Annotated in this window: 18 protein-coding genes; 10 read left to right on the plus strand and 8 right to left on the minus strand. The window is 53.1% G+C overall.

Translation table 11 applies throughout. The annotated features are described in order from the left end of the window. Positions 1–174 precede the first annotated feature (174 nt). Positions 175–1,536, plus strand: a complete 1,362-nt coding sequence (locus tag ACS5NO_RS21140; protein ID WP_439416979.1) for a hypothetical protein — start codon at positions 175–177, stop codon at positions 1,534–1,536. Between the two features lie 75 nt (positions 1,537–1,611). On the opposite strand, the gene ACS5NO_RS21145 is transcribed toward ACS5NO_RS21140, so the two are convergent. Further along, positions 1,612–4,344 (minus strand): ABC transporter permease, encoded by a 2,733-nt coding sequence (locus tag ACS5NO_RS21145; RefSeq protein WP_439416980.1) that lies wholly within the window; start codon positions 4,342–4,344, stop codon positions 1,612–1,614. Between the two features lie 3 nt (positions 4,345–4,347). Next, a complete protein-coding gene (locus ACS5NO_RS21150) occupies positions 4,348–4,683 on the minus strand; it encodes a PadR family transcriptional regulator (RefSeq protein WP_439416981.1) in 336 nt (111 codons plus the stop codon). 601 nt (positions 4,684–5,284) lie between these two features. Between ACS5NO_RS21150 and ACS5NO_RS21155 the strand changes: the two genes are divergently transcribed. Beyond that, positions 5,285–5,434: a hypothetical protein gene (locus ACS5NO_RS21155; protein ID WP_439417007.1), complete on the plus strand. Its 150-nt coding sequence runs from the start codon at positions 5,285–5,287 to the stop codon at positions 5,432–5,434. 74 nt (positions 5,435–5,508) lie between these two features. Here ACS5NO_RS21155 and ACS5NO_RS21160 read toward each other — a convergent pair whose 3' ends face one another. From ACS5NO_RS21160 to ACS5NO_RS21170, 3 genes are all read right to left on the minus strand, one after another. Next, positions 5,509–5,853 (minus strand): carboxymuconolactone decarboxylase family protein, encoded by a 345-nt coding sequence (locus ACS5NO_RS21160; RefSeq protein WP_439416982.1) that lies wholly within the window; start codon positions 5,851–5,853, stop codon positions 5,509–5,511. Positions 5,854–5,978: 125 nt separating this feature from the next. Next, positions 5,979–6,248: a hypothetical protein gene (locus ACS5NO_RS21165; protein WP_439416983.1), complete on the minus strand. Its 270-nt coding sequence runs from the start codon at positions 6,246–6,248 to the stop codon at positions 5,979–5,981. Positions 6,249–6,335: 87 nt separating this feature from the next. Next, positions 6,336–6,518 carry a hypothetical protein gene (locus ACS5NO_RS21170; RefSeq protein ID WP_439416984.1) on the minus strand — a complete coding sequence of 61 codons (183 nt, stop codon included), beginning with the start codon at positions 6,516–6,518 and terminating at the stop codon, positions 6,336–6,338. 225 nt (positions 6,519–6,743) lie between these two features. On the opposite strand from ACS5NO_RS21170, the gene ACS5NO_RS21175 reads away from it, so the two are divergent. Then, positions 6,744–8,090: a D-arabinono-1,4-lactone oxidase gene (locus ACS5NO_RS21175; RefSeq protein WP_439416985.1), complete on the plus strand. Its 1,347-nt coding sequence runs from the start codon at positions 6,744–6,746 to the stop codon at positions 8,088–8,090. A gap of 95 nt (positions 8,091–8,185) precedes the next feature. On the opposite strand, the gene ACS5NO_RS21180 is transcribed toward ACS5NO_RS21175, so the two are convergent. Beyond that, positions 8,186–9,649 (minus strand): sodium:solute symporter, encoded by a 1,464-nt coding sequence (locus tag ACS5NO_RS21180; protein ID WP_439416986.1) that lies wholly within the window; start codon positions 9,647–9,649, stop codon positions 8,186–8,188. Positions 9,650–9,782: 133 nt separating this feature from the next. Here ACS5NO_RS21180 and ACS5NO_RS21185 point away from each other — a divergent pair, with 133 nt between their 5' ends. Continuing rightward, entirely contained in the window at positions 9,783–10,061 is a 279-nt protein-coding gene (locus ACS5NO_RS21185) for an ATP-dependent Clp protease adaptor ClpS (protein ID WP_114409755.1), read from the plus strand. 103 nt (positions 10,062–10,164) lie between these two features. Continuing rightward, positions 10,165–10,776, plus strand: a complete 612-nt coding sequence (gene recR / locus ACS5NO_RS21190) for a recombination mediator RecR (RefSeq protein ID WP_439416987.1) — start codon at positions 10,165–10,167, stop codon at positions 10,774–10,776. Here recR and ACS5NO_RS21195 read toward each other — a convergent pair. Continuing rightward, on the minus strand, positions 10,763–11,725 hold the full coding sequence (locus tag ACS5NO_RS21195) for a c-type cytochrome (protein WP_439416988.1): 963 nt from the start codon (positions 11,723–11,725) through the stop codon (positions 10,763–10,765). The genes recR and ACS5NO_RS21195 overlap by 14 nt on opposite strands. 200 nt (positions 11,726–11,925) lie before the next feature. Here ACS5NO_RS21195 and ACS5NO_RS21200 point away from each other — a divergent pair, with 200 nt between their 5' ends. From ACS5NO_RS21200 to ACS5NO_RS21215, 4 genes are all read left to right on the plus strand, one after another. Beyond that, positions 11,926–12,636 carry a superoxide dismutase gene (locus ACS5NO_RS21200; RefSeq protein ID WP_439416989.1) on the plus strand — a complete coding sequence of 237 codons (711 nt, stop codon included), beginning with the start codon at positions 11,926–11,928 and terminating at the stop codon, positions 12,634–12,636. Between the two features lie 128 nt (positions 12,637–12,764). Next, the gene (locus tag ACS5NO_RS21205; protein WP_439416990.1) at positions 12,765–13,721 is read left to right on the plus strand and encodes an isopenicillin N synthase family dioxygenase; all 957 of its coding nucleotides are present in this window, start codon (positions 12,765–12,767) and stop codon (positions 13,719–13,721) included. A 108-nt stretch (positions 13,722–13,829) separates the two neighbouring features. After that, entirely contained in the window at positions 13,830–15,041 is a 1,212-nt protein-coding gene (gene chrA / locus ACS5NO_RS21210; protein ID WP_439416991.1) for a chromate efflux transporter, read from the plus strand. A gap of 148 nt (positions 15,042–15,189) precedes the next feature. Next, entirely contained in the window at positions 15,190–15,594 is a 405-nt protein-coding gene (locus tag ACS5NO_RS21215; RefSeq protein WP_439416992.1) for a T9SS type A sorting domain-containing protein, read from the plus strand. Between the two features lie 203 nt (positions 15,595–15,797). Here ACS5NO_RS21215 and ACS5NO_RS21220 read toward each other — a convergent pair whose 3' ends face one another. After that, positions 15,798–16,403 (minus strand): DJ-1/PfpI family protein, encoded by a 606-nt coding sequence (locus tag ACS5NO_RS21220; RefSeq protein WP_439416993.1) that lies wholly within the window; start codon positions 16,401–16,403, stop codon positions 15,798–15,800. Between the two features lie 210 nt (positions 16,404–16,613). Here ACS5NO_RS21220 and ACS5NO_RS21225 point away from each other — a divergent pair, with 210 nt between their 5' ends. Then, entirely contained in the window at positions 16,614–17,003 is a 390-nt protein-coding gene (locus ACS5NO_RS21225; RefSeq protein ID WP_439416994.1) for a DoxX family protein, read from the plus strand. Positions 17,004–17,128: the final 125 nt, after the last annotated feature.

Here is a 17,128-nt window from a genome sequence, read left to right on the forward strand (position 1 = left end):
TTTCCTTCAAATTGGATTAGGCCAGGAAGAGCTATGGAGCCGCGGGCGGTGCCCGAGCAGGCGTTTAATGAAATGATGTATCAACGCGTATTTAGCTTGAAGTTTTCGTAATTTGGCTACGATAAAGATGATTATATAACATAGATTGTAACCCATCAGCACACACGATCATTCATGTCTGATAACACCCCACCGCCTGCTTCACCACTTACACCTGACGAGCAAGACAAGCTTCGTGAATTAACCACTCAGAGCTGGAACCTCGAATTAGCCATCTCCGGGGTGGCCATGTTCGCCATCCTGCAATTGCCCGATCTGCTGGAGTCGGCCTTCAGCTACCTCCGGTATAATTACATGACCCACACCGATGATGCAGCGGCTATGTTGCCGTCACTGGCCTACAGCCTGATTCGGGCCACCTGTCACGTCTTGTTTGCGGCTTTTCTGGCCAATTTTGTGATGCGGGCGTTTTGGGTGGGTCTGGTAGGTCTGCTGGCCGTTTTTCCGTCAGGCATCCACTACGACCGTATTCCCTTCTCTACGCCTTATGCGCAGCGACGCCTTGCCGACGAGCTTGGCCCACTGGACCGCTACATTCTCTGGCTCGACAAACGCTGCAACATCGTGTTTGCCCTCGCTTTTCAGTTCGTGTTCCTGCTGGTGGTGGTAGCCCTACTCTACGTGCTGGGCTTACTAATCTACCTGGTTGTTCAACCCAACGTACCCGCCAACGTCTGGTTTGGAGTCAAAATTGCTTTAGGCACGCTGATTGCCGTGTTTTACGTAGCCATTATCTTGTTGAATCAGAAGAAAGTAAAACAAACCCCCAAGGGCATGCAACTCAACTACCGGCTGATGAAGGTGGGGCAACTGATGCTGATGGGCATGTACAAACATACCTCCTATGTTACCAATACGTTTTACAGTAATATCCGGCCCGGCAAATTATTTCAGACGGCAGCGATTTTCATGCTGGTATTTTTTGTAGTGTTCTTCCTCGAATACTTTAACGATATCTCACGGACCAACGGGCGGGTGTCGTTTTTCAACAGCCGACATCTTTACTCGGCCCGAATCGACAGTCTCTACATCGAACCGACGGCCTATGACAACCAGCGTCCTGAGGGTACGTTTATTGGTGTAGCTTCCATCCAGTCAGACGTGATTCGGGAACCGTACTTACGCTTGTTCATTGCCTATCCCAAATCGCTCGACAAGCTGCTCAGGCAGGTTGCACCCGAACCAGTCTGGAGCGATACGCTGTCGAGGCAAGCGCGTCGGCAGCAGTATGCTTCCTGGAGCAACCAGCAGATCAACAAGCTGATTCGCATCACCGTCAACGATTCAGTCTGTGCCCAGCCTAACCTGCTGTTTACCCAAGCCGGGATCCAGGAGCAACGCGGCTGGCAAACCGTATTAGTGCCGGGCAATCTTAAAACAGGCCGTAACCTGCTGCGCGTGGCCCTCCAAGACCCCCGAAAAAAAGAAGCCGATGAACTGGTGATGATTCCATTCTGGTATGTACCAGAACCCTAACTAACCCTTAGACTTCGAGCTATTGCCTTCAGCGATCCTTTATTGAGGGGCAGGCCGACCAGTGATGCGGACACTTTATTCGGCCCGCAGGCTGTCGGCGGGGTTGGTCAGCGCGGCCCGGTAGGTGCGCCAGCCCACGGTCGCTCCGCCCAACACCAGCAACACGGCTACACAAACACCCAGAGTTTCCAGACCAATACTGACGCGGTAGGCAAAGTTGGACAAAAAGAGCAGCCCCAACCCGTAGCCCGCAGGCAAGGCAATCAGGGCGGCCAGCCCCAGCAATTTCACAAAATCCCACGAGAGCAAGCCCACCACCTGGGTCACGGTGGCCCCCATCACCTTGCGAATGCCCACTTCTTTGGTGCGCGTTTCGGTCTGGTAGGTCACCATGCCCAGCAGCCCCAGCCCGGCAATCGACAGGGCCAGGCCGATGAGCAGGCTCACCAGATTCAGCTCGTCGCGGTGGCCATGGCGCTGCTCCAGGTACTCGTCGTACCACTGTCCGCCGAAGGTTTTCTCGTAGGGGTGCAGCTGTTGCCACCGCTGCTGAACCGCAGCCAGCACGACGGCTTCGCGGCCCGCTACCACCACCACGTTGAGGTAGCGGAATTGCGCCGGCTGCTGCCGCAGCACCAGCGGATACACCGGCTCGCCCAACGTCATAAACTTAAAGTCGCGCAGGATGCCTGCCACTTGCACAACGGTGGAGTCATTGAGCCACAACTGACGACCGACCATCGCGCGCGCATCCACCGGCTCGCGGCCAGTCAGTTTCCGTACCGCCGTTTCATTGAGCAGCACAAACCGACCGTTGGGGTCATTGGCGGGCAGATTGCGCCCCGCCAGCAGGCTCAGTTGCATGGCGGGCGCAAACTCGGCGTCGGCGGCAATCAGCGAGGCACGCGCCGAGTCGGGGCCGCGCCGTTGCGATCGAAGCATCACCCATTCTCCGCCGTAATGTCCCAGCATGGACGAGGTGGGCGAAACGTGCTCTACGCCCGCCAAACCCACCAATTCGTTTTTTAACCGCTGCAGGGGCACCTCCTGCAGCGGCAGATTTATAATTCCCGACCGACGAAACCCATAATCGGCCTCGACCATGAACCGCTGCTGCCGGTAGAACGTCAGCAGGAAAATAACCGCGATCAGCGTAATGGCAAACTGAGTCACGATCAACGATTTACGGACCGATAACCCCCGCAGCACTTTTAGCCCGGTGCGGCTGCGCAGCACGACCGCCGGCTCGAAACGGGACAGCACCCTGGCGGGCACCCACCCCGCCAGGAGGCCCGCCCCCAGGGCGAACCCGACGAAGACTGTCCACAGCCGCCCGTCCTGCGCAACGCCACCGATAAAATACTTCTGCAAGGTCGCCATTGGCTCAACAACCTGCAGGCCCACCCACGCCAGCCCCAGCGCCAGAATAGACAACAGCACCGACTCGGCCATGAACTGCCCCTGCAGTTGACTCCGCAACGCGCCCATGACCTTGCGGATGCCCACCTCGCGGGCGCGACCCAGCGAGCGGGCCAGCGTCAGATTCACGTAGTTAAAAGCCGCCAGCAGCAGCGTCAGCAGCCCGATGCCCGACTCGAAGAGCAGGCCATCGAGCTGTGGCTCGTAGGTCGGAAAACGAAGCGTCTCGAAGCTGGGCGACAGGGCCATGAGCGGCTGGGCCCGAAAGTTGTACGCCCGCTCATCCCGTTGGGTGGCCGGGCTTGAGCTGACTGCTCCGTCGCGGACAACGCGCCGGGCCAGACTCGCCAAGGCGGTTTGCAGGGTTTGAGCGGGTGTGCCCGCCTTCAGCAGCACGTAGGTATAGCCGATGCCGTACTGCCGCCAGTCGGCCAGCGACTGGCGGAAACGTTCCTGGTGGGCCAATGATACGCACACCAGCGCGTCGAACCGGAGGTGCGATTTGGTGGGCAGGGGTGCCAGCACCCCCACCACCGTCAGGGGCCCGGCCTCGGCATGGTCCAGCCGCTGCCCCAGCGGATTAGCCCGGCCAAAGAATCGTTCGGCGGTTTCGTGCGTGAGCACCACCGTATTGGGAGCCGTAGCCGCCTGACCAGCCGCGAGGGGGTAGCCGAACAGCCGGAAGAACCCGCCGTCGACCGCCTGCGTGAGCACCTTGTCGAAGTGTTTTTGGTGGACGGTTATCTCGCCTTTGAGCCGTACAACGCGGGTTGCCTGCTCCACAAAGTGCCACTCGCGCCGGAGCACGTCGGCTAGGGGCAGGGGCGAGGTGGCAAACGCGGCCTGGTTCTGCTGGTCATCCACCGCGTCGGTCAGCACCCGGTAGATGCGGGCGCGGTTCGGGTGAAAGTCATCGTAGTCGAAGGCTCCTTTGATTTGAGTTAGCACTACCAGGCACACGAGCATACCGGCGGCCAGCCCAACGATGTTGATGAACGAGAACAGGCGGTGTTTCCATCCGTTGCGCAGGGCGATTTTGAGATAGTTTCGGATCATGTCAGGATTGATTAGGGATGGCGAGGGATGGTCAGGGGTAAAGTAAGGGCGGGAGGTAGCAGGTCGCTTCGGAACGAGCCCCCTCAGCCCGTAGGCCAGCCTGGTTACTCGACGCCGTAGGTAATAGGGCCGAATGACTTTTAGAGCTTCCAGGCCATACCACCAACGCGCCCGTCCGGGGCCGATCTGGTCGACCCGCTGGGCAAACTGCTCCTCAAGATCCCCCTGCAACTCTTCCAGCAGCTCAGCGGGCGTCAACCAGCGGAGCAGGCGGTCGGCCCAGCGGGGCGGCCGCCGGGGCTGAGGAGTTGGGTCAGGTGAAGGCGTGTTCATGGCTTAGGAAAAGAAAGGGGTGGGTAAGGCTTCCCAAAAACCCATCCGCAGTTGACGCATCTCCCGCAACACTTGATGCCCAGCGGCCGTCAGGGTGAATAGCCGTTTGCGCCGTCCGCCCCGGGCGAGGGTAGCTCCGCCTAATTCCGAGCCAACGAGGCCTTTTTCCTCCAGGCGATACAAGACCACATGCACACCCGTTACAGACGTGGTGCGGTGGGTGCGTTGCTGAAGTTCATCGGCAATCGTGACGCCATAGGCCCCCGTGGTCTGTTGTTCCAAGAGGGCCACGGCGAGTAAGACCAACTCTTCAAATTCACCCAGATAAGTTCGACTCATACCAAAAGGGCTAAAAAAGCATATTTCTTTAATACTTGTTGAACAAATAAAGTGCCAATTACATAACTAGCTATCTTTCAGACCAATATCATAATAAATAGTAAATATGTGTCCGAAATCGTACAAATGTTGTCCGCTAATTGTCCGCTAACAAGTAAGTATGGACCGTACCCTTCAACGCATCTCAGCACAAAGATTGGTAGGTTTGTTGAAATAGGGTTTTACTTTAAATCATGGAAAAATGAAAAAATTAGCTGTATTTATTCCGGCTATCCTGCTGGTATCACTTCTACTAAATTCTTTTGTGCTAAAAGAAAAGGAGGCATAAAAGAAACCACCAAAAGAGAGTAAATCAGCGGGGATTGTCGACATCATTTTCAAACCTACGGACGGCGGACAAACCTGGCAGGACATTAGCAAAGGGCTGCCTGCGGCCGGAGGCACCGTTTTCATCGTTTCCAGCAACAGCCTTTTTAGATCAACGAACCAGGGAAAAACCTGGAATGCCTTCAGTGAAGGCCTTCAACCTTCCTGGAGTAGTTCATTCATGAAAAAAGTAGGCTTACTTGAATCTTCACCGCAAATTTTATCCATCAAACAAATGGGTAAGTATTTAGTACGTGGTTGCTCAGATGGTATATTTCGGTCATCTGACAGGAGCAAAACATGGCAACAACATCCTTCCTCCTACAGAGAATTATGGCTTCAACTTGTCTGTTTCGGGCAACGTGATTTATGTCATACCCAATAAAGGATGTTGAAAAAATCTAAACTCAGAGACAAGGTGTATACCGTCTCTTCAGTCGTAAAAATTCAATTACTTGCTCACTCCTTGCCCGCACTCGCTTCTTCAAAAAGCCGCATCGCCATCAGCCCGTTTCCAACCGCACCGCCAGCACGGATCGCGGCTGCGATGAACACGGTTTCGGCAATTTCTTCGCGCGTGGCACCGGCTTTAACGGCATTTTGGATGTGGGATTCAATGCAGTAGGCACATTGGGTGGTTAGCGCAACGGCCACCGACATCAGTTCCCGGTACTTGACGGGAATGACGCCATCGCTGCGTTCAGCCGTATATTTCAGGTTTAAGAAGGCAGCAGACTCTTTGGGAGCAGACGAAAGGAGCGTGTTCGTATACGCACGGTCTTTCGGGGTTTGGTATTCAGCCATAGGAGTTTAGGAAAAATTTATTCACGGCAATAACTAAAACAATAGCTTGATTGCGTGAAGACAAGTTAAATAAAACAAAAGAATTCTCATATAAATTACCTATACTTCCAGCTACCCGGTCATTCTTACCGCGATCGTCCCCGAACCAATCCAACGGCGAGCAAAATGACCAGCGATACAACCACTCCCTTCGTTACCCACTTGCCCCGGTCTGACGGTTTCGAGACAGTTGCCTTTTTTTCGCGGTTGCTTTCGGCCGGCATGTGCAAGTAAACATCGGTATGTGCAGACCAAGCAGTAGTTGTTACCGAATCCGGTTTGGCATCCAACTCTACGGATTGTGTATAGGCGTAATCCAGTACTTTAAGTCCCGGTATCAGCAAAATGAGTAACATGAGCATTTTCATACTCATAAGACGAAACATCCCTCAGGAAGTCACACCAACCGGCTGGTTTTCATTCGGGTAGCTCAGTACATGCGCTCACTCCGTCTGCGGGGCCGTGCGAATCGTGTCCCGAAACCGCTCAATCCGGCCGAGGTCGATCTGGTTCAGTCCCCATTTTGCCAGAACGTCTGGTTTGCCTTTCAGCTCGTTCACCAGCCGGGTTAGTGTCGTCTGAATAATCTCTATTTCTTTAGGAGTCGTTTCAATCGTTACTTTCATCGTTTCGTTGATTAGTCGATCAAAAATGGTCAAAAATATTGCCAGTATACGCAGAATACCGCCCGGAATTTTCCATTTTGGCAGATTAATTCCGAACGTTAGTTTACGGTATAATTCCCACGCTCGGCGGGTCAGTATGAAAACCGGCACCTTGTCTTTTGTAGACATCCCGCCGGAAAATGCGGGCAAAAAAGGACCTGTTCCTGACTCCTAAAACCCGTCACCGTGAAAAAACGAACCTTTCTCAAACTGTCGTCGTCTCTCCTGGCGACACCCTCACTTTCAACCTTGGCAAACTGGATGGCGGATGAAAAACTAAAGAACTGGGCGGGCAATTTGCACTACAGCACCAACCGGCTCGATCAGGCTAAATCGCTGCAACAGGTGCAGAAACTGGTCAAAGGCTATGAAAAAATGAAGGTGCTGGGCACGCGCCACTGCTTCAACGGCATTGCTGACAGCACCACCCAGTTTGTCTCGCTGGTGGAAATGAGTCAGATACTTTCTCTCGATGCAAAAGCCAAAACCGTCACCGTCGATGCCAACATGAAATACGGCAATCTGGCTACTTACCTGGATGCCAAAGGATTTGCCTTGCATAACCTCGCTTCGCTACCGCATATCTCCGTTGCCGGAGCCTGCGCAACGGCCACGCACGGTTCGGGCATAAAGAACGGCAATTTGTCGACGGCGGTGGCGGCCATGGAACTGGTTCTGGCAAATGGCGAGGTTCGAACGTTGTCTCGGGCGAAAGACGGCGAAGCATTTCGGGCGGCCGTAGTCCACTTGGGCGGTTTGGGAGTCGTCACCAAAATTACCCTCGACATCCAGCCGACGTTCCATATGCGGCAATATGTCTACGAAAACCTGCCCATGGCCCAGTTGAAGGAGCATTTTGACGCCATCGAATCGAGTGCCTATAGCGTGAGTCTGTTTACGGACTGGCAAAAAAACCGGGTCAACGAAGTCTGGCTCAAAGAGCGCGTCGAAAAAGGAAAACCGGCAACCGCCAAACCGGAGTTTTACGGAGCCAAACTGGCGACGAAAAATCTCCATCCCATTGCCGAACTGTCTGCCGTTAACTGCACCGCGCAGATGGGCGTGGCCGGTCCCTGGTACGAGCGACTCCCCCACTTCCGAATGGGATTCACCCCCAGCAGCGGCAAGGAGCTGCAATCAGAATATTTTGTTCCCGCCCGGAATGCCGTCGATGCCATTCTGGCGGTCGAGCGGCTGCGCGATCATATCAGCCCGCACCTGATGATTTCGGAAATCCGCACCATCGACGCGGATTCGTTCTGGATGAGTCCGTGTTATAAACAGGCTTCCGTAGCCATTCATTTTACCTGGAAACAGGATTGGGCGTCGGTTAAAAAGGTGTTGCCGATGATCGAAAAAGAGCTGGCTCCCTTCAAGGCCCGGCCCCATTGGGGAAAGCTCTTCACCCTCGCTCCCACCACCCTGCAATCCCGGTACGAAAAGCTCCCCGAATTCAAAAAACTCATGGCCGACTACGACCCGAAAGGCAAATTCCGCAATGCGTTTCTGGATATGAATCTGTTTGGGAAATAAGTATACGGTTTACGATATACGGTTTACGGTGGCTGACGCATGCGACTAAGAACGCGTCAGCCACCGTAAACCGAATACCGTATACCGTAAACCAATCACGCTGCCGCCGGGTCATTTACCGTCCATTTCCGCGAAACCGCCCACAGGCCGAGGAAGGTGATTAAGCCGTTGAGAACCAGCCGTTCGAAGCCAAATTTATAGCCATTGAACCACTCGACCGAATGGTTGTTGATGAACAGTGTCAACAACGGGGATGCGATGCAGATCAGCGGTACCAGGCCATCGCGGACGGGGCGGTTGGTGAATAATCCGAAGGCATACAACCCCAGTAAAGGGCCGTAGGTGTAGCCCGCCAAATCGAAAACCGCCGTCACCACATCCTGACTGTTCAGGCGGTTGAAGATGATGATGACCACAAAAAACAGCACCGAAAAACCGATGTGAACCCAGTGTTTGATGCTGGCCCGCTCGGTTTCCGGACGGCCTTCCACGTTCATGAAGTCGATGCAAAACGATGTGGTCAGGGCGGTCAGGGCGGAGTCAGAACTGGCGTAGGTGGCGGCTGTGATGCCCAGCAGAAACGTAATGCCGACCACCATCCCGAAATGATTGAGAGCCAGCATCGGGTAGAGATCATCGGTTTTGGCCGGAATGGCGATGCCTTTGGTTGTGGCGTAGATATACAGCAACGCGCCCAGCGACAGGAATAGAAACACGACGACGGAGAACGTTCCCGTAAACCAGTACATATTTTTCTGAGCCTCTCCGATGTTCTTGCAGGTCAGGTTTTTCTGCATCAGGTCCTGGTCCAGACCGGTCATGACAATGGCAATGAAAATGCCGGAAATAAATTGTTTGAAGAAGTTTTTCGGATCGTTGGCATCCCAGAAAAAGATTTGGGAATAATCACTTTTCGTAATCGTCGACACCATCTCGCCAAAGCCCATCCCCAGGTCGCTCGAAATCAGGATGATGGTCAGAATCACCGCCGTGACCAGAAACGTGGTCTGGAGCGTGTCCGTGACAATGATGGTTTTTACACCCCCTTTGAACGTGTAGAGCCAGATCAGCAGAATGGTGATGGCGACCGACACTTCGAACGGAATCCCGAAGCTGTCGAAGATGGCAATCTGCAACACCCCGGCCGCAATGTACAGCCGAATGGCCGATCCGACCGTCCGGGCCAGCAGAAAGAAACCCGCCCCGGTTTTGTACGACCAGAAACCAAACCGTTTTTCCAGGTACCCGTAAATCGAAATCAGGTTCATCCGGTAATACAACGGCATCAACACCGTCGCGATGATGTAGTACCCGACGACGTTTCCGAGAATCACCTGGAAATATGAAAAAGCCTTGCTGCCCACCGCCCCCGGCACCGAAATGAAGGTGACCCCGGAGAGGGATGTGCCGATCATGGCGAAGGCGACTAAATACCAGGGAGTCTGACGGTTAGCGGTAAAAAAAGTATTGGTATCGGCTCCTCGGGAAGTATACCAGGAAACCGTGATCAACATGGCAAAATAAGCAATCAGAATCGTTAACGCGATGTTGGGATTCATACCGTGTGGGGCAACTTTTTAAGTAAACAATGGGTTATAATTCTGGAGGTTTTGTTGTTCCACGGATGAATAAAGCGTGGCAAAAGCGGCCAAATTTTCGTAAATTTGCTAAACAAACAAGAAAATTCGTGTAATGCAACCGTTCGAAGAAAATGACGTCGAGGTATTGGAAGAAGTTGTTGATACCGACCTGTATAATCTGGTGGTCTTCAATGACGATGTAAATACGTTCGATCACGTCATCGACACGCTGATCGATGTCTGCGACCACACGCCCGAACAGGCCGAGCAGTGTACCGTCATCATCCATCACAAAGGGAAATGCCGGGTCAAAAATGGCTCGTGGGAAGAACTGGTCCCGAAACGAAACGAAATCTGCCGGAGAGGCATTTCCGCTGAAGTCCTTAAATAGTTAAGAGTTAAGAATTATGAGTGAAGAGTTTGGCCGCCCGCACTGGCGCCCAAAATTCCTCCCTCCTAACTCTTAACTCCTCACTCATAACTCTTAACTAACCTTGGAGTTTCCTTCCAAATTAATAGAAGACGCGGTCAACGAGGTTTCAAAATTGCCGGGAATTGGTAAAAAAACCGCTCTCCGGCTGGTTTTGCACTTGTTGAAGCGGGATGAAGAACAAACGAAAAGTCTGGCGGAAACCCTGATCGCCATGCGGTCGAAGGTGAAGCACTGCCGAAAGTGCCACAACCTCTCGGACCACGACCTGTGCGGTATTTGCGCCAGCCACAAACGCGACCGCTCGCTGATCTGCGTTGTGGAAGATACCCGCGACGTGCTCGCCATCGAAAACACGGCGCAATACAAAGGCATGTACCACGTGCTGGGCGGCATCATCTCGCCCGTCGAGGGCGTTGGCCCCAGCGACTTAAAAATCGAATCGCTGGTCGAGCGGCTCCGGCATCCCGACAGCGATGCGGTCAAAGAAATCATTCTGGCCCTCAGCCCGACGATGGAAGGCGACACCACGGCATTTTACCTTCAGAAAAAACTCAAAGGGTTTTCCGTTAAAATCTCGACCATTGCCCGCGGAGTTCCGATTGGCGGTGACCTCGAATACGCCGATGAAGTCACCTTGGGCCGGAGTATTCTGAGCCGGATTACTTACGAGTAAAAACATCCACTTTTTTCCTGACTGGTTTTACGGTTTTCAGGTAGTCATAAATTGCGCCCAAATCCTGTTCCGACATCCCGGCGTACATGGACCACGGCATGACGGTATTGAATCCATCCCCCACTTCGGGCGCTTTTAACGTAGCCGGATCGTAGGTTTTAAACCGGGCAATGAATGCGGCTTTTGTCCAGGTTCCGATGCCGGTTTCCAAATCGGGGGTGATGTTGGCCGTCCGAAGGACGCCATTCGCCAGTGAGATTTCCGTCCCCCCCGCAAAAGCGGCTTTTTTCGTCAATCCGCCCATACCCCGGCGCGTGTGGCAGTCGGCGCAACCGGCCATCGTAACCAGATACCGGCCATACGCCACGCCGGTTTTCTCGACGGGCATCGTCTCAAACCGGGCTTTGTGCGGCATCATTTTCATGGCCAGTTTGATCGGTGCAGCGGGTTTTGATTCAGGTACGGTATTTTCCACCGGCTCCAGCGTTCGCAAATAAGCCAGAATCGACTGGGCGTCGCTCTCATCCATTTTTCCGTAATTGGCGTAGGGCATCAACGGAAACAGCGGTTTTCCGTTTTTCGAAACGCCCGCCGTCATCGCCAGCAACAGCTCCGTATCGCTCCAGTTTTTCAGGGCAAACGGCGTGATGTTTTTGGCGTAATACGTCCCTGGTAACCCGTAGTTTTTGCCAAATTCGGCCCCTCCGCCACCCAGCGTTCCCGGCACAACCGGCCCCGCCAGCCGGGAATAATCCCGTTTGGAATGGCAATCCATACAAACGGCCACGTGGTTGGCAAGATAACGACCGCGCTCGATCCGGGCGGTTGAAGTAGGGAGCGTAACGGTGCGAATGCGACCGCTGGCCGGCGAGTAGGCCTTGGGATTCACGCAGCAACTGATGGCAACCGAAAAGGTCGCCAGCAGAAGCAGGAACGAAAAACGATTCATTTCAGGAGTTGTTTACTGTGCCGCAATACTACGAAACTTCCCCTTTTTCCTCCGCATTGGATTCTCACTCTTGAGCGAACGGAAACCGAATTCCGTGCCGTTTGTTGCAAAAAAGTCGCTTTCTTTGCGAATCATGAAAACATTGCCGTTTCGGGCGTGTTTTTCAACAAACCGGGTTTCTCACCTCAAACCATTTAGATATGAATCGCAGTGAGTTTTTAAAAGTAGCCTTTGGAAGCGTCCTCACCCTGAAAGCCCTCCAGTCGTCGGCCTTTGCCGGCTCGTTCCAGGCCGAAGGGCCCTTCAAACTGGCTCCGCTCCCCTTCGACTCGGGTGCGCTGGAACCGCACATCGACAAGCAAACGATGGAAATTCACCACGGCAAACACCATAAAGCGTATGTCGATAACCTGAACAAAGCCGTAGCTGGTTCTGCGATGGCGTCTATGTCCATCGACGAACTGGTGAAAAAGATAGACAGCAGCACCCCTGCGGCCATTCGGAACAACGGGGGTGGTCACTGGAATCACACGTTTTTCTGGAACATACTCGGCGCCAACGGCGGCAAACAGCCTTCCGGCAATCTGTCCGAAGCCATCACCAAAAAGTATGGTTCCTTCGACAAGTTTAAGGAAGAATGGGCCAAAGCTGCAACGGGTCGTTTCGGTTCCGGCTGGGCGTGGCTGATTGTCAACGGACAAAACATCGACATCGTTTCAACCCCGAATCAGGACAACCCCCTGATGGCGCTGGCCGAGAAAAAAGGCACCCCCATTCTGGGTCTCGACGTCTGGGAACATGCCTACTACCTGAAATACCAAAACCGCCGTCCCGATTACATTGCCGCATTCTGGAACGTAGTTAACTGGTCGAAGGTCAACGAGTTGTACAATGCCGCAATGAAAGCCTGATTGAGCATTTCAGAGAATTGAGCCTACCGGTTTTTAGCGTGTATACGGTATACATTGCCAAAGACCGGTAGGCTCAACTGCGTTTTTTACTACCTTTGTGCATTGACTAAACGGAGGACATCAACAACATGAGCGACATTCTTTATGACCAAATTCCGTCGTTGGATCTGGCCGATTTCAAGTCCGGAGATCCGGGACGAAAGGCCAAATTTGTCCGGGATTTGGGAGCGGCTTTTAACAACATCGGTTTTGTCTCCATCCGAAACCACGGTTTAACCGACGAGTTGACAGACAATCTCTACAGTTCGGTGAAAGCTTTTTTTTCGGCTGACGAAGAGACCAAGAAAAAATACGAATTTCCGGAACTGCACGGCCAGCGCGGTTACGTGGGCAAGAATAAAGAAACGGCAAAAGGCTTTAAAGTAGCTGATTTAAAGGAATTCTACCACGTCGGACAACCGGAGCCGATCAACGGTATGCCGGAGAACGTGTTTCCAGACGAATTTCCCGATTTCAAAGAAAATACTGTCATTACCTACCAGACCCTCGAAAATGCGGGCCGGACGCTGCTGCGGGCCATTGCCCTGTATCTCGAACTGCCGGAAGACTATTTTGAGGACAAAGTGGACCACGGCGACAGCATTCTGCGCGCCATTCACTATTTCCCCCTGAACCCGGACCTTGTCCAGGAAGGTGCGGTTCGGGCGGCTGCGCACGGCGACATCAACCTCATTACGCTCCTGATGGGAGCCAGCGCTGAGGGGCTGGAAGTGTTGCGTCGCGATGGCAAATGGATTCCGATTACCGCCCTCCCCGATCAGGTGATTGTCAACGTCGGCGACATGCTCGACCGGCTGACAAACCACAAACTGAAATCGACCATCCACCGCGTGGTGAATCCGCCCCGCGAAAAAATGAACAGCCCCCGGTATTCGATTCCGTTTTTCATGCACCCCCGGGGTGACATGGATCTAACATCACTGGAAAGCTGCATCTCGACCGAAAACCCCAAGATTTACGAAGACATGACTGCCGGTGCTTTCCTGGATGAGCGTTTACGCGAACTGGGTTTGAAGAAGAGTTAAATTCTGGTATCTTTCGTTCAAGTTACCCGCTTGTTTTTGTCGTACCGTGACCAGCCCTATGCCGGTAGTCTTCCGGTTCACGGTACGACAGAATAACAATCTTCGTGTATGGCCTCTTACCTCTCAACGCTCTCTCCTATCGCACCGGTAAGGCGCATACGCTATATTATTTTTCTGAAAGACGTTCTGATTCTGGCCTGTACAACCTTTGGCGGCCCCCAGATTCACCTGGCAATGATGCTCGACCGGTTTGTGGCCAAACGACGCTACCTGACCGAAGCTGAATTGATGGAGTTGAACGCCCTTTGTCAGATCCTGCCCGGCCCAACATCCACGCAAACCGTTACGGCCCTGGGGTTCAAAATCGGTGGTCCCAACCTGGCGTATCTGACGCTGATTGTCTGGGCGTTTCCGGGCGTGATGATCATGACGCTGGTGGCCATTGGCATTTATTACGTTCAGCAGAACTCCATTTCGCTGAATTTCACCCGGTTTATTCAGCCCATGGCCGTCGGCTTTCTGATCGTGGCTGGCTACCGGATTGCCAAAAAGGTGATTCTCAATCAAATGGGCATGGTTTTAGCCATCATTTCGGCTCTCACGGCCTACGCCTTTCCGTCGCCGTACATCACGCCCGTTGTTCTCGTGGCCGGCGGTTTTGCCACGGCTTTTGCCTACAAAAAGCACGAGAAGATGGAAAAGGCACCGTTCAATATCCAGTGGGCTAACTTTTTTCTCTGGATTGGTGTCCTGCTGGCTGCCGCAACCCTGGGGGCCATCACCAAATCTCTTCCCCTCCGCCTGTTCGAAAACTTTTACCGCAACGGCAGTCTGGTATTCGGCGGGGGCCAGGTGCTGACGCCTATGCTCTACAACGAGTTCGTCGAATTCAAGCATTACCTGAGCCGGCAGGAATTTCTGTCGGGTCTGGCCATCGTGCAGGTTACACCGGGGCCGGTTTTTTCGTTTGCGTCCTACATCGGGGTGTTATCCATGCGGGATGCGGGATTAAGCGGTCAACTGCTGGGTGGTTTTGCGGCCACCGCCGGCATTTTCCTGCCCGGCACATTCCTGATCTTCTTCGTTTACCGGTTCTGGAATCAACTGAAACGCTACCGCGCCGTTCGGGCTTCGCTGGAGGGAATCAATGCCGCCAGCACGGGGCTCACAGCATCGGCGGCTATCTCCCTTTTTCAACCCATGGCCGAAAACGGGCTGTCGGTTATCGTGGTAGTCGTCACGATTTTACTGCTGGAATATACCAAAATACCGCCCTATCTTCTGATTGTTGCGGGGCTTTTTGCCGGTTTTCTGGTTTGAACCACTTGCTTCCGGCCTTTCTTTTGCCTCCTCCGGCCTGGTTTCTCAAAAGTAGCAGGGATTGACTCATTAGTGACAGCCTTTTCGGGCATTGAAGCCGACCTTTGATCTATCCAAAACGGATAACCAAACCAAAACTTCACACGCCATGAAAACGCTTATCAAATCCCTGCTCGTCGCCTTTACCCTGACGTTGATTACCGTCTCTGCTTCTCTGGCTGAAAGTCATAAACCCATCGGCCGGCCCAAAAACGTAGCTTCTTTTAAAAGTAGTATTTATACCACCCGGGAAGGAAAAGTTCAAATTGCTTTAAACAAAGAAAGCGGTGGCTCCGTGATGGTTCGGCTCACCAACAAGGCCGGTGCCGAATTCTTCGTCCAGCAGTTTGGAAAACGTCATCAGGCTTCCCGCCTGCGGCTGGACGTCAGTGCCCTGCCCGACGGAATCTACCAGATCGCCATCACCAATGGTGTCGAAACCACGACCTATGGACTGACCCTCGGCACCCAACAACAAGCGGGTCCGGTTTCCCGCCTGGTGGCTTTCAACTAAAACGCATCGCCCCAACCAACACTACGAATGGCTGATTATATCCACCCGGAACGGCTGACTCTGTATAGGGTTGGCCGTTTTCCTGCATGTTCGATTCCTTACACCTAGTTTGAAAAGCGAAAAGGACAAGTCGTATTCGAAACCGTCAGACCGTTAGCCCAGTCGTGGTTGGGTTCCGGCACAAAACAACGCCTGTGTGGCCATCACTTCCAATAGTCGTACTGCATATACCGGGCCGTCTCCTCGGCAACCGCTTTGCCCAGTAACCGACCGACGACGTACAATGACATGTCGATTCCGGCTGAGATTCCTGCCGAGGTAATGATTTTCCCGTTATCGACATAACGTTCCGAAAGACGTAATTCCGTATTTGGAGCAGCTTTTTGCATACCTTCGACCGCCAGGAAGTGCGTCGTAGCGGCCAAACCGTCCAGTAAACCCGCTTTCCCCAGGATATAAGAGCCGGTACAAACCGACAGAACCAGTTCGGCGGTTTCGGCCGTCCGGCGAACCCAGTTGAGCACCGCCGGATTGTCCATTTCCCGCCGGGAGCCATAGGGCGTCCCGTCTGGGTGCTGACCACCTCCGCCCGGTACAATGATGATATCGGCTTTCGGATGATCATTGAGCAGATAGGTCGGATGGATGCTGAGGCCGTTGCGGGCATACACCGGACCGCGTTCAGCCACCGTAACAACCCGGAAGGGCTTGGGATTGTCGTGCCGACCGGCCACGCCAAAGACTTCAAAGGGTCCGGCAAAATCAAGCACTTCGATTTCGTTGAACAGGAGGATGGCAACCGTGCGCATAAGCAGAAAAAAGCGTTCAGGTAAAATTAGGGTTCCCGGGGGATGGTTCCAAATTTCCCGCCCGATCCCGTCATCTGGCTCCTGCCAGTGTACTAATCCAATACAACAAAACCCTTCAAGGAATAAACCTGTTACTTACAAAAGAGCGCAATAACCCCGGCTATGGAGTACATTACAGGGACGAGCTTCTGAAACTTAAAACAGGAAATTATGAACGAGAAAAATGGACGGAAAGCCGCCAGAATTTTATTAGGAGGCAGTTTACTCTTTGCCGGGATCAGCCATCTGACTTTTGCCCGCAAAGAATTCAAGGCGCAGGTTCCGGATTGGGTGCCTCTAAGAAAAGACGATACAGTGCTGTATTCCGGTTTGGCCGAAATCGCGTTGGGCAGCAGTCTGGTATTTACGGGACAAAATCACGAAAAAACCGTCGGAAAGGCTGCGGCATCATTTTTTACGGCTATTTTTCCCGGTAACATTTCCCAATATGCCAATAAACGCAGTGCTTTTGGCCTGGATACGGATAAAAAACGGTTTTTACGGTTATTTTTCCAGCCTGTACTGGTTTATTGGGCTTTGAAAAGCACCAATAACCTTTAATTTCAAATGATAAATGCAAAATGAGGAATGTTAAATGTAAAAGTGCCGGGTTAGCGATACTTTTACATTTTATATTCCTCATTTTACATTTATCATTACCCACTATAGCCCCCCTTATTCTCACG

Source organism: Larkinella fluvii, assembly GCF_051857545.1.
Taxonomy (GTDB): Bacteria; Bacteroidota; Bacteroidia; order Cytophagales; family Spirosomataceae; genus Larkinella.

Excerpts from the sequence above, each read along its gene's own strand:
- ACS5NO_RS21140 (WP_439416979.1), top strand. The coding sequence starts at position 175 with ATGTCTGATAACACCCCACCGCCTGCTTCACCACTTACACCTGACGAG.
- ACS5NO_RS21145 (WP_439416980.1), bottom strand. The coding sequence starts at position 4,344 with ATGAACACGCCTTCACCTGACCCAACTCCTCAGCCCCGGCGGCCGCCC.
- ACS5NO_RS21150 (WP_439416981.1), bottom strand. The coding sequence starts at position 4,683 with ATGAGTCGAACTTATCTGGGTGAATTTGAAGAGTTGGTCTTACTCGCC.
- ACS5NO_RS21155 (WP_439417007.1), top strand. The coding sequence starts at position 5,285 with ATGGGTAAGTATTTAGTACGTGGTTGCTCAGATGGTATATTTCGGTCA.
- ACS5NO_RS21160 (WP_439416982.1), bottom strand. The coding sequence starts at position 5,853 with ATGGCTGAATACCAAACCCCGAAAGACCGTGCGTATACGAACACGCTC.
- ACS5NO_RS21165 (WP_439416983.1), bottom strand. The coding sequence starts at position 6,248 with ATGTTACTCATTTTGCTGATACCGGGACTTAAAGTACTGGATTACGCC.
- ACS5NO_RS21170 (WP_439416984.1), bottom strand. The coding sequence starts at position 6,518 with ATGAAAGTAACGATTGAAACGACTCCTAAAGAAATAGAGATTATTCAG.
- ACS5NO_RS21180 (WP_439416986.1), bottom strand. The coding sequence starts at position 9,649 with ATGAATCCCAACATCGCGTTAACGATTCTGATTGCTTATTTTGCCATG.
- ACS5NO_RS21185 (WP_114409755.1), top strand. The coding sequence starts at position 9,783 with ATGCAACCGTTCGAAGAAAATGACGTCGAGGTATTGGAAGAAGTTGTT.
- ACS5NO_RS21195 (WP_439416988.1), bottom strand. The coding sequence starts at position 11,725 with ATGAATCGTTTTTCGTTCCTGCTTCTGCTGGCGACCTTTTCGGTTGCC.
- ACS5NO_RS21200 (WP_439416989.1), top strand. The coding sequence starts at position 11,926 with ATGAATCGCAGTGAGTTTTTAAAAGTAGCCTTTGGAAGCGTCCTCACC.
- ACS5NO_RS21205 (WP_439416990.1), top strand. The coding sequence starts at position 12,765 with ATGAGCGACATTCTTTATGACCAAATTCCGTCGTTGGATCTGGCCGAT.
- chrA (WP_439416991.1), top strand. The coding sequence starts at position 13,830 with ATGGCCTCTTACCTCTCAACGCTCTCTCCTATCGCACCGGTAAGGCGC.
- ACS5NO_RS21215 (WP_439416992.1), top strand. The coding sequence starts at position 15,190 with ATGAAAACGCTTATCAAATCCCTGCTCGTCGCCTTTACCCTGACGTTG.
- ACS5NO_RS21220 (WP_439416993.1), bottom strand. The coding sequence starts at position 16,403 with ATGCGCACGGTTGCCATCCTCCTGTTCAACGAAATCGAAGTGCTTGAT.
- ACS5NO_RS21225 (WP_439416994.1), top strand. The coding sequence starts at position 16,614 with ATGAACGAGAAAAATGGACGGAAAGCCGCCAGAATTTTATTAGGAGGC.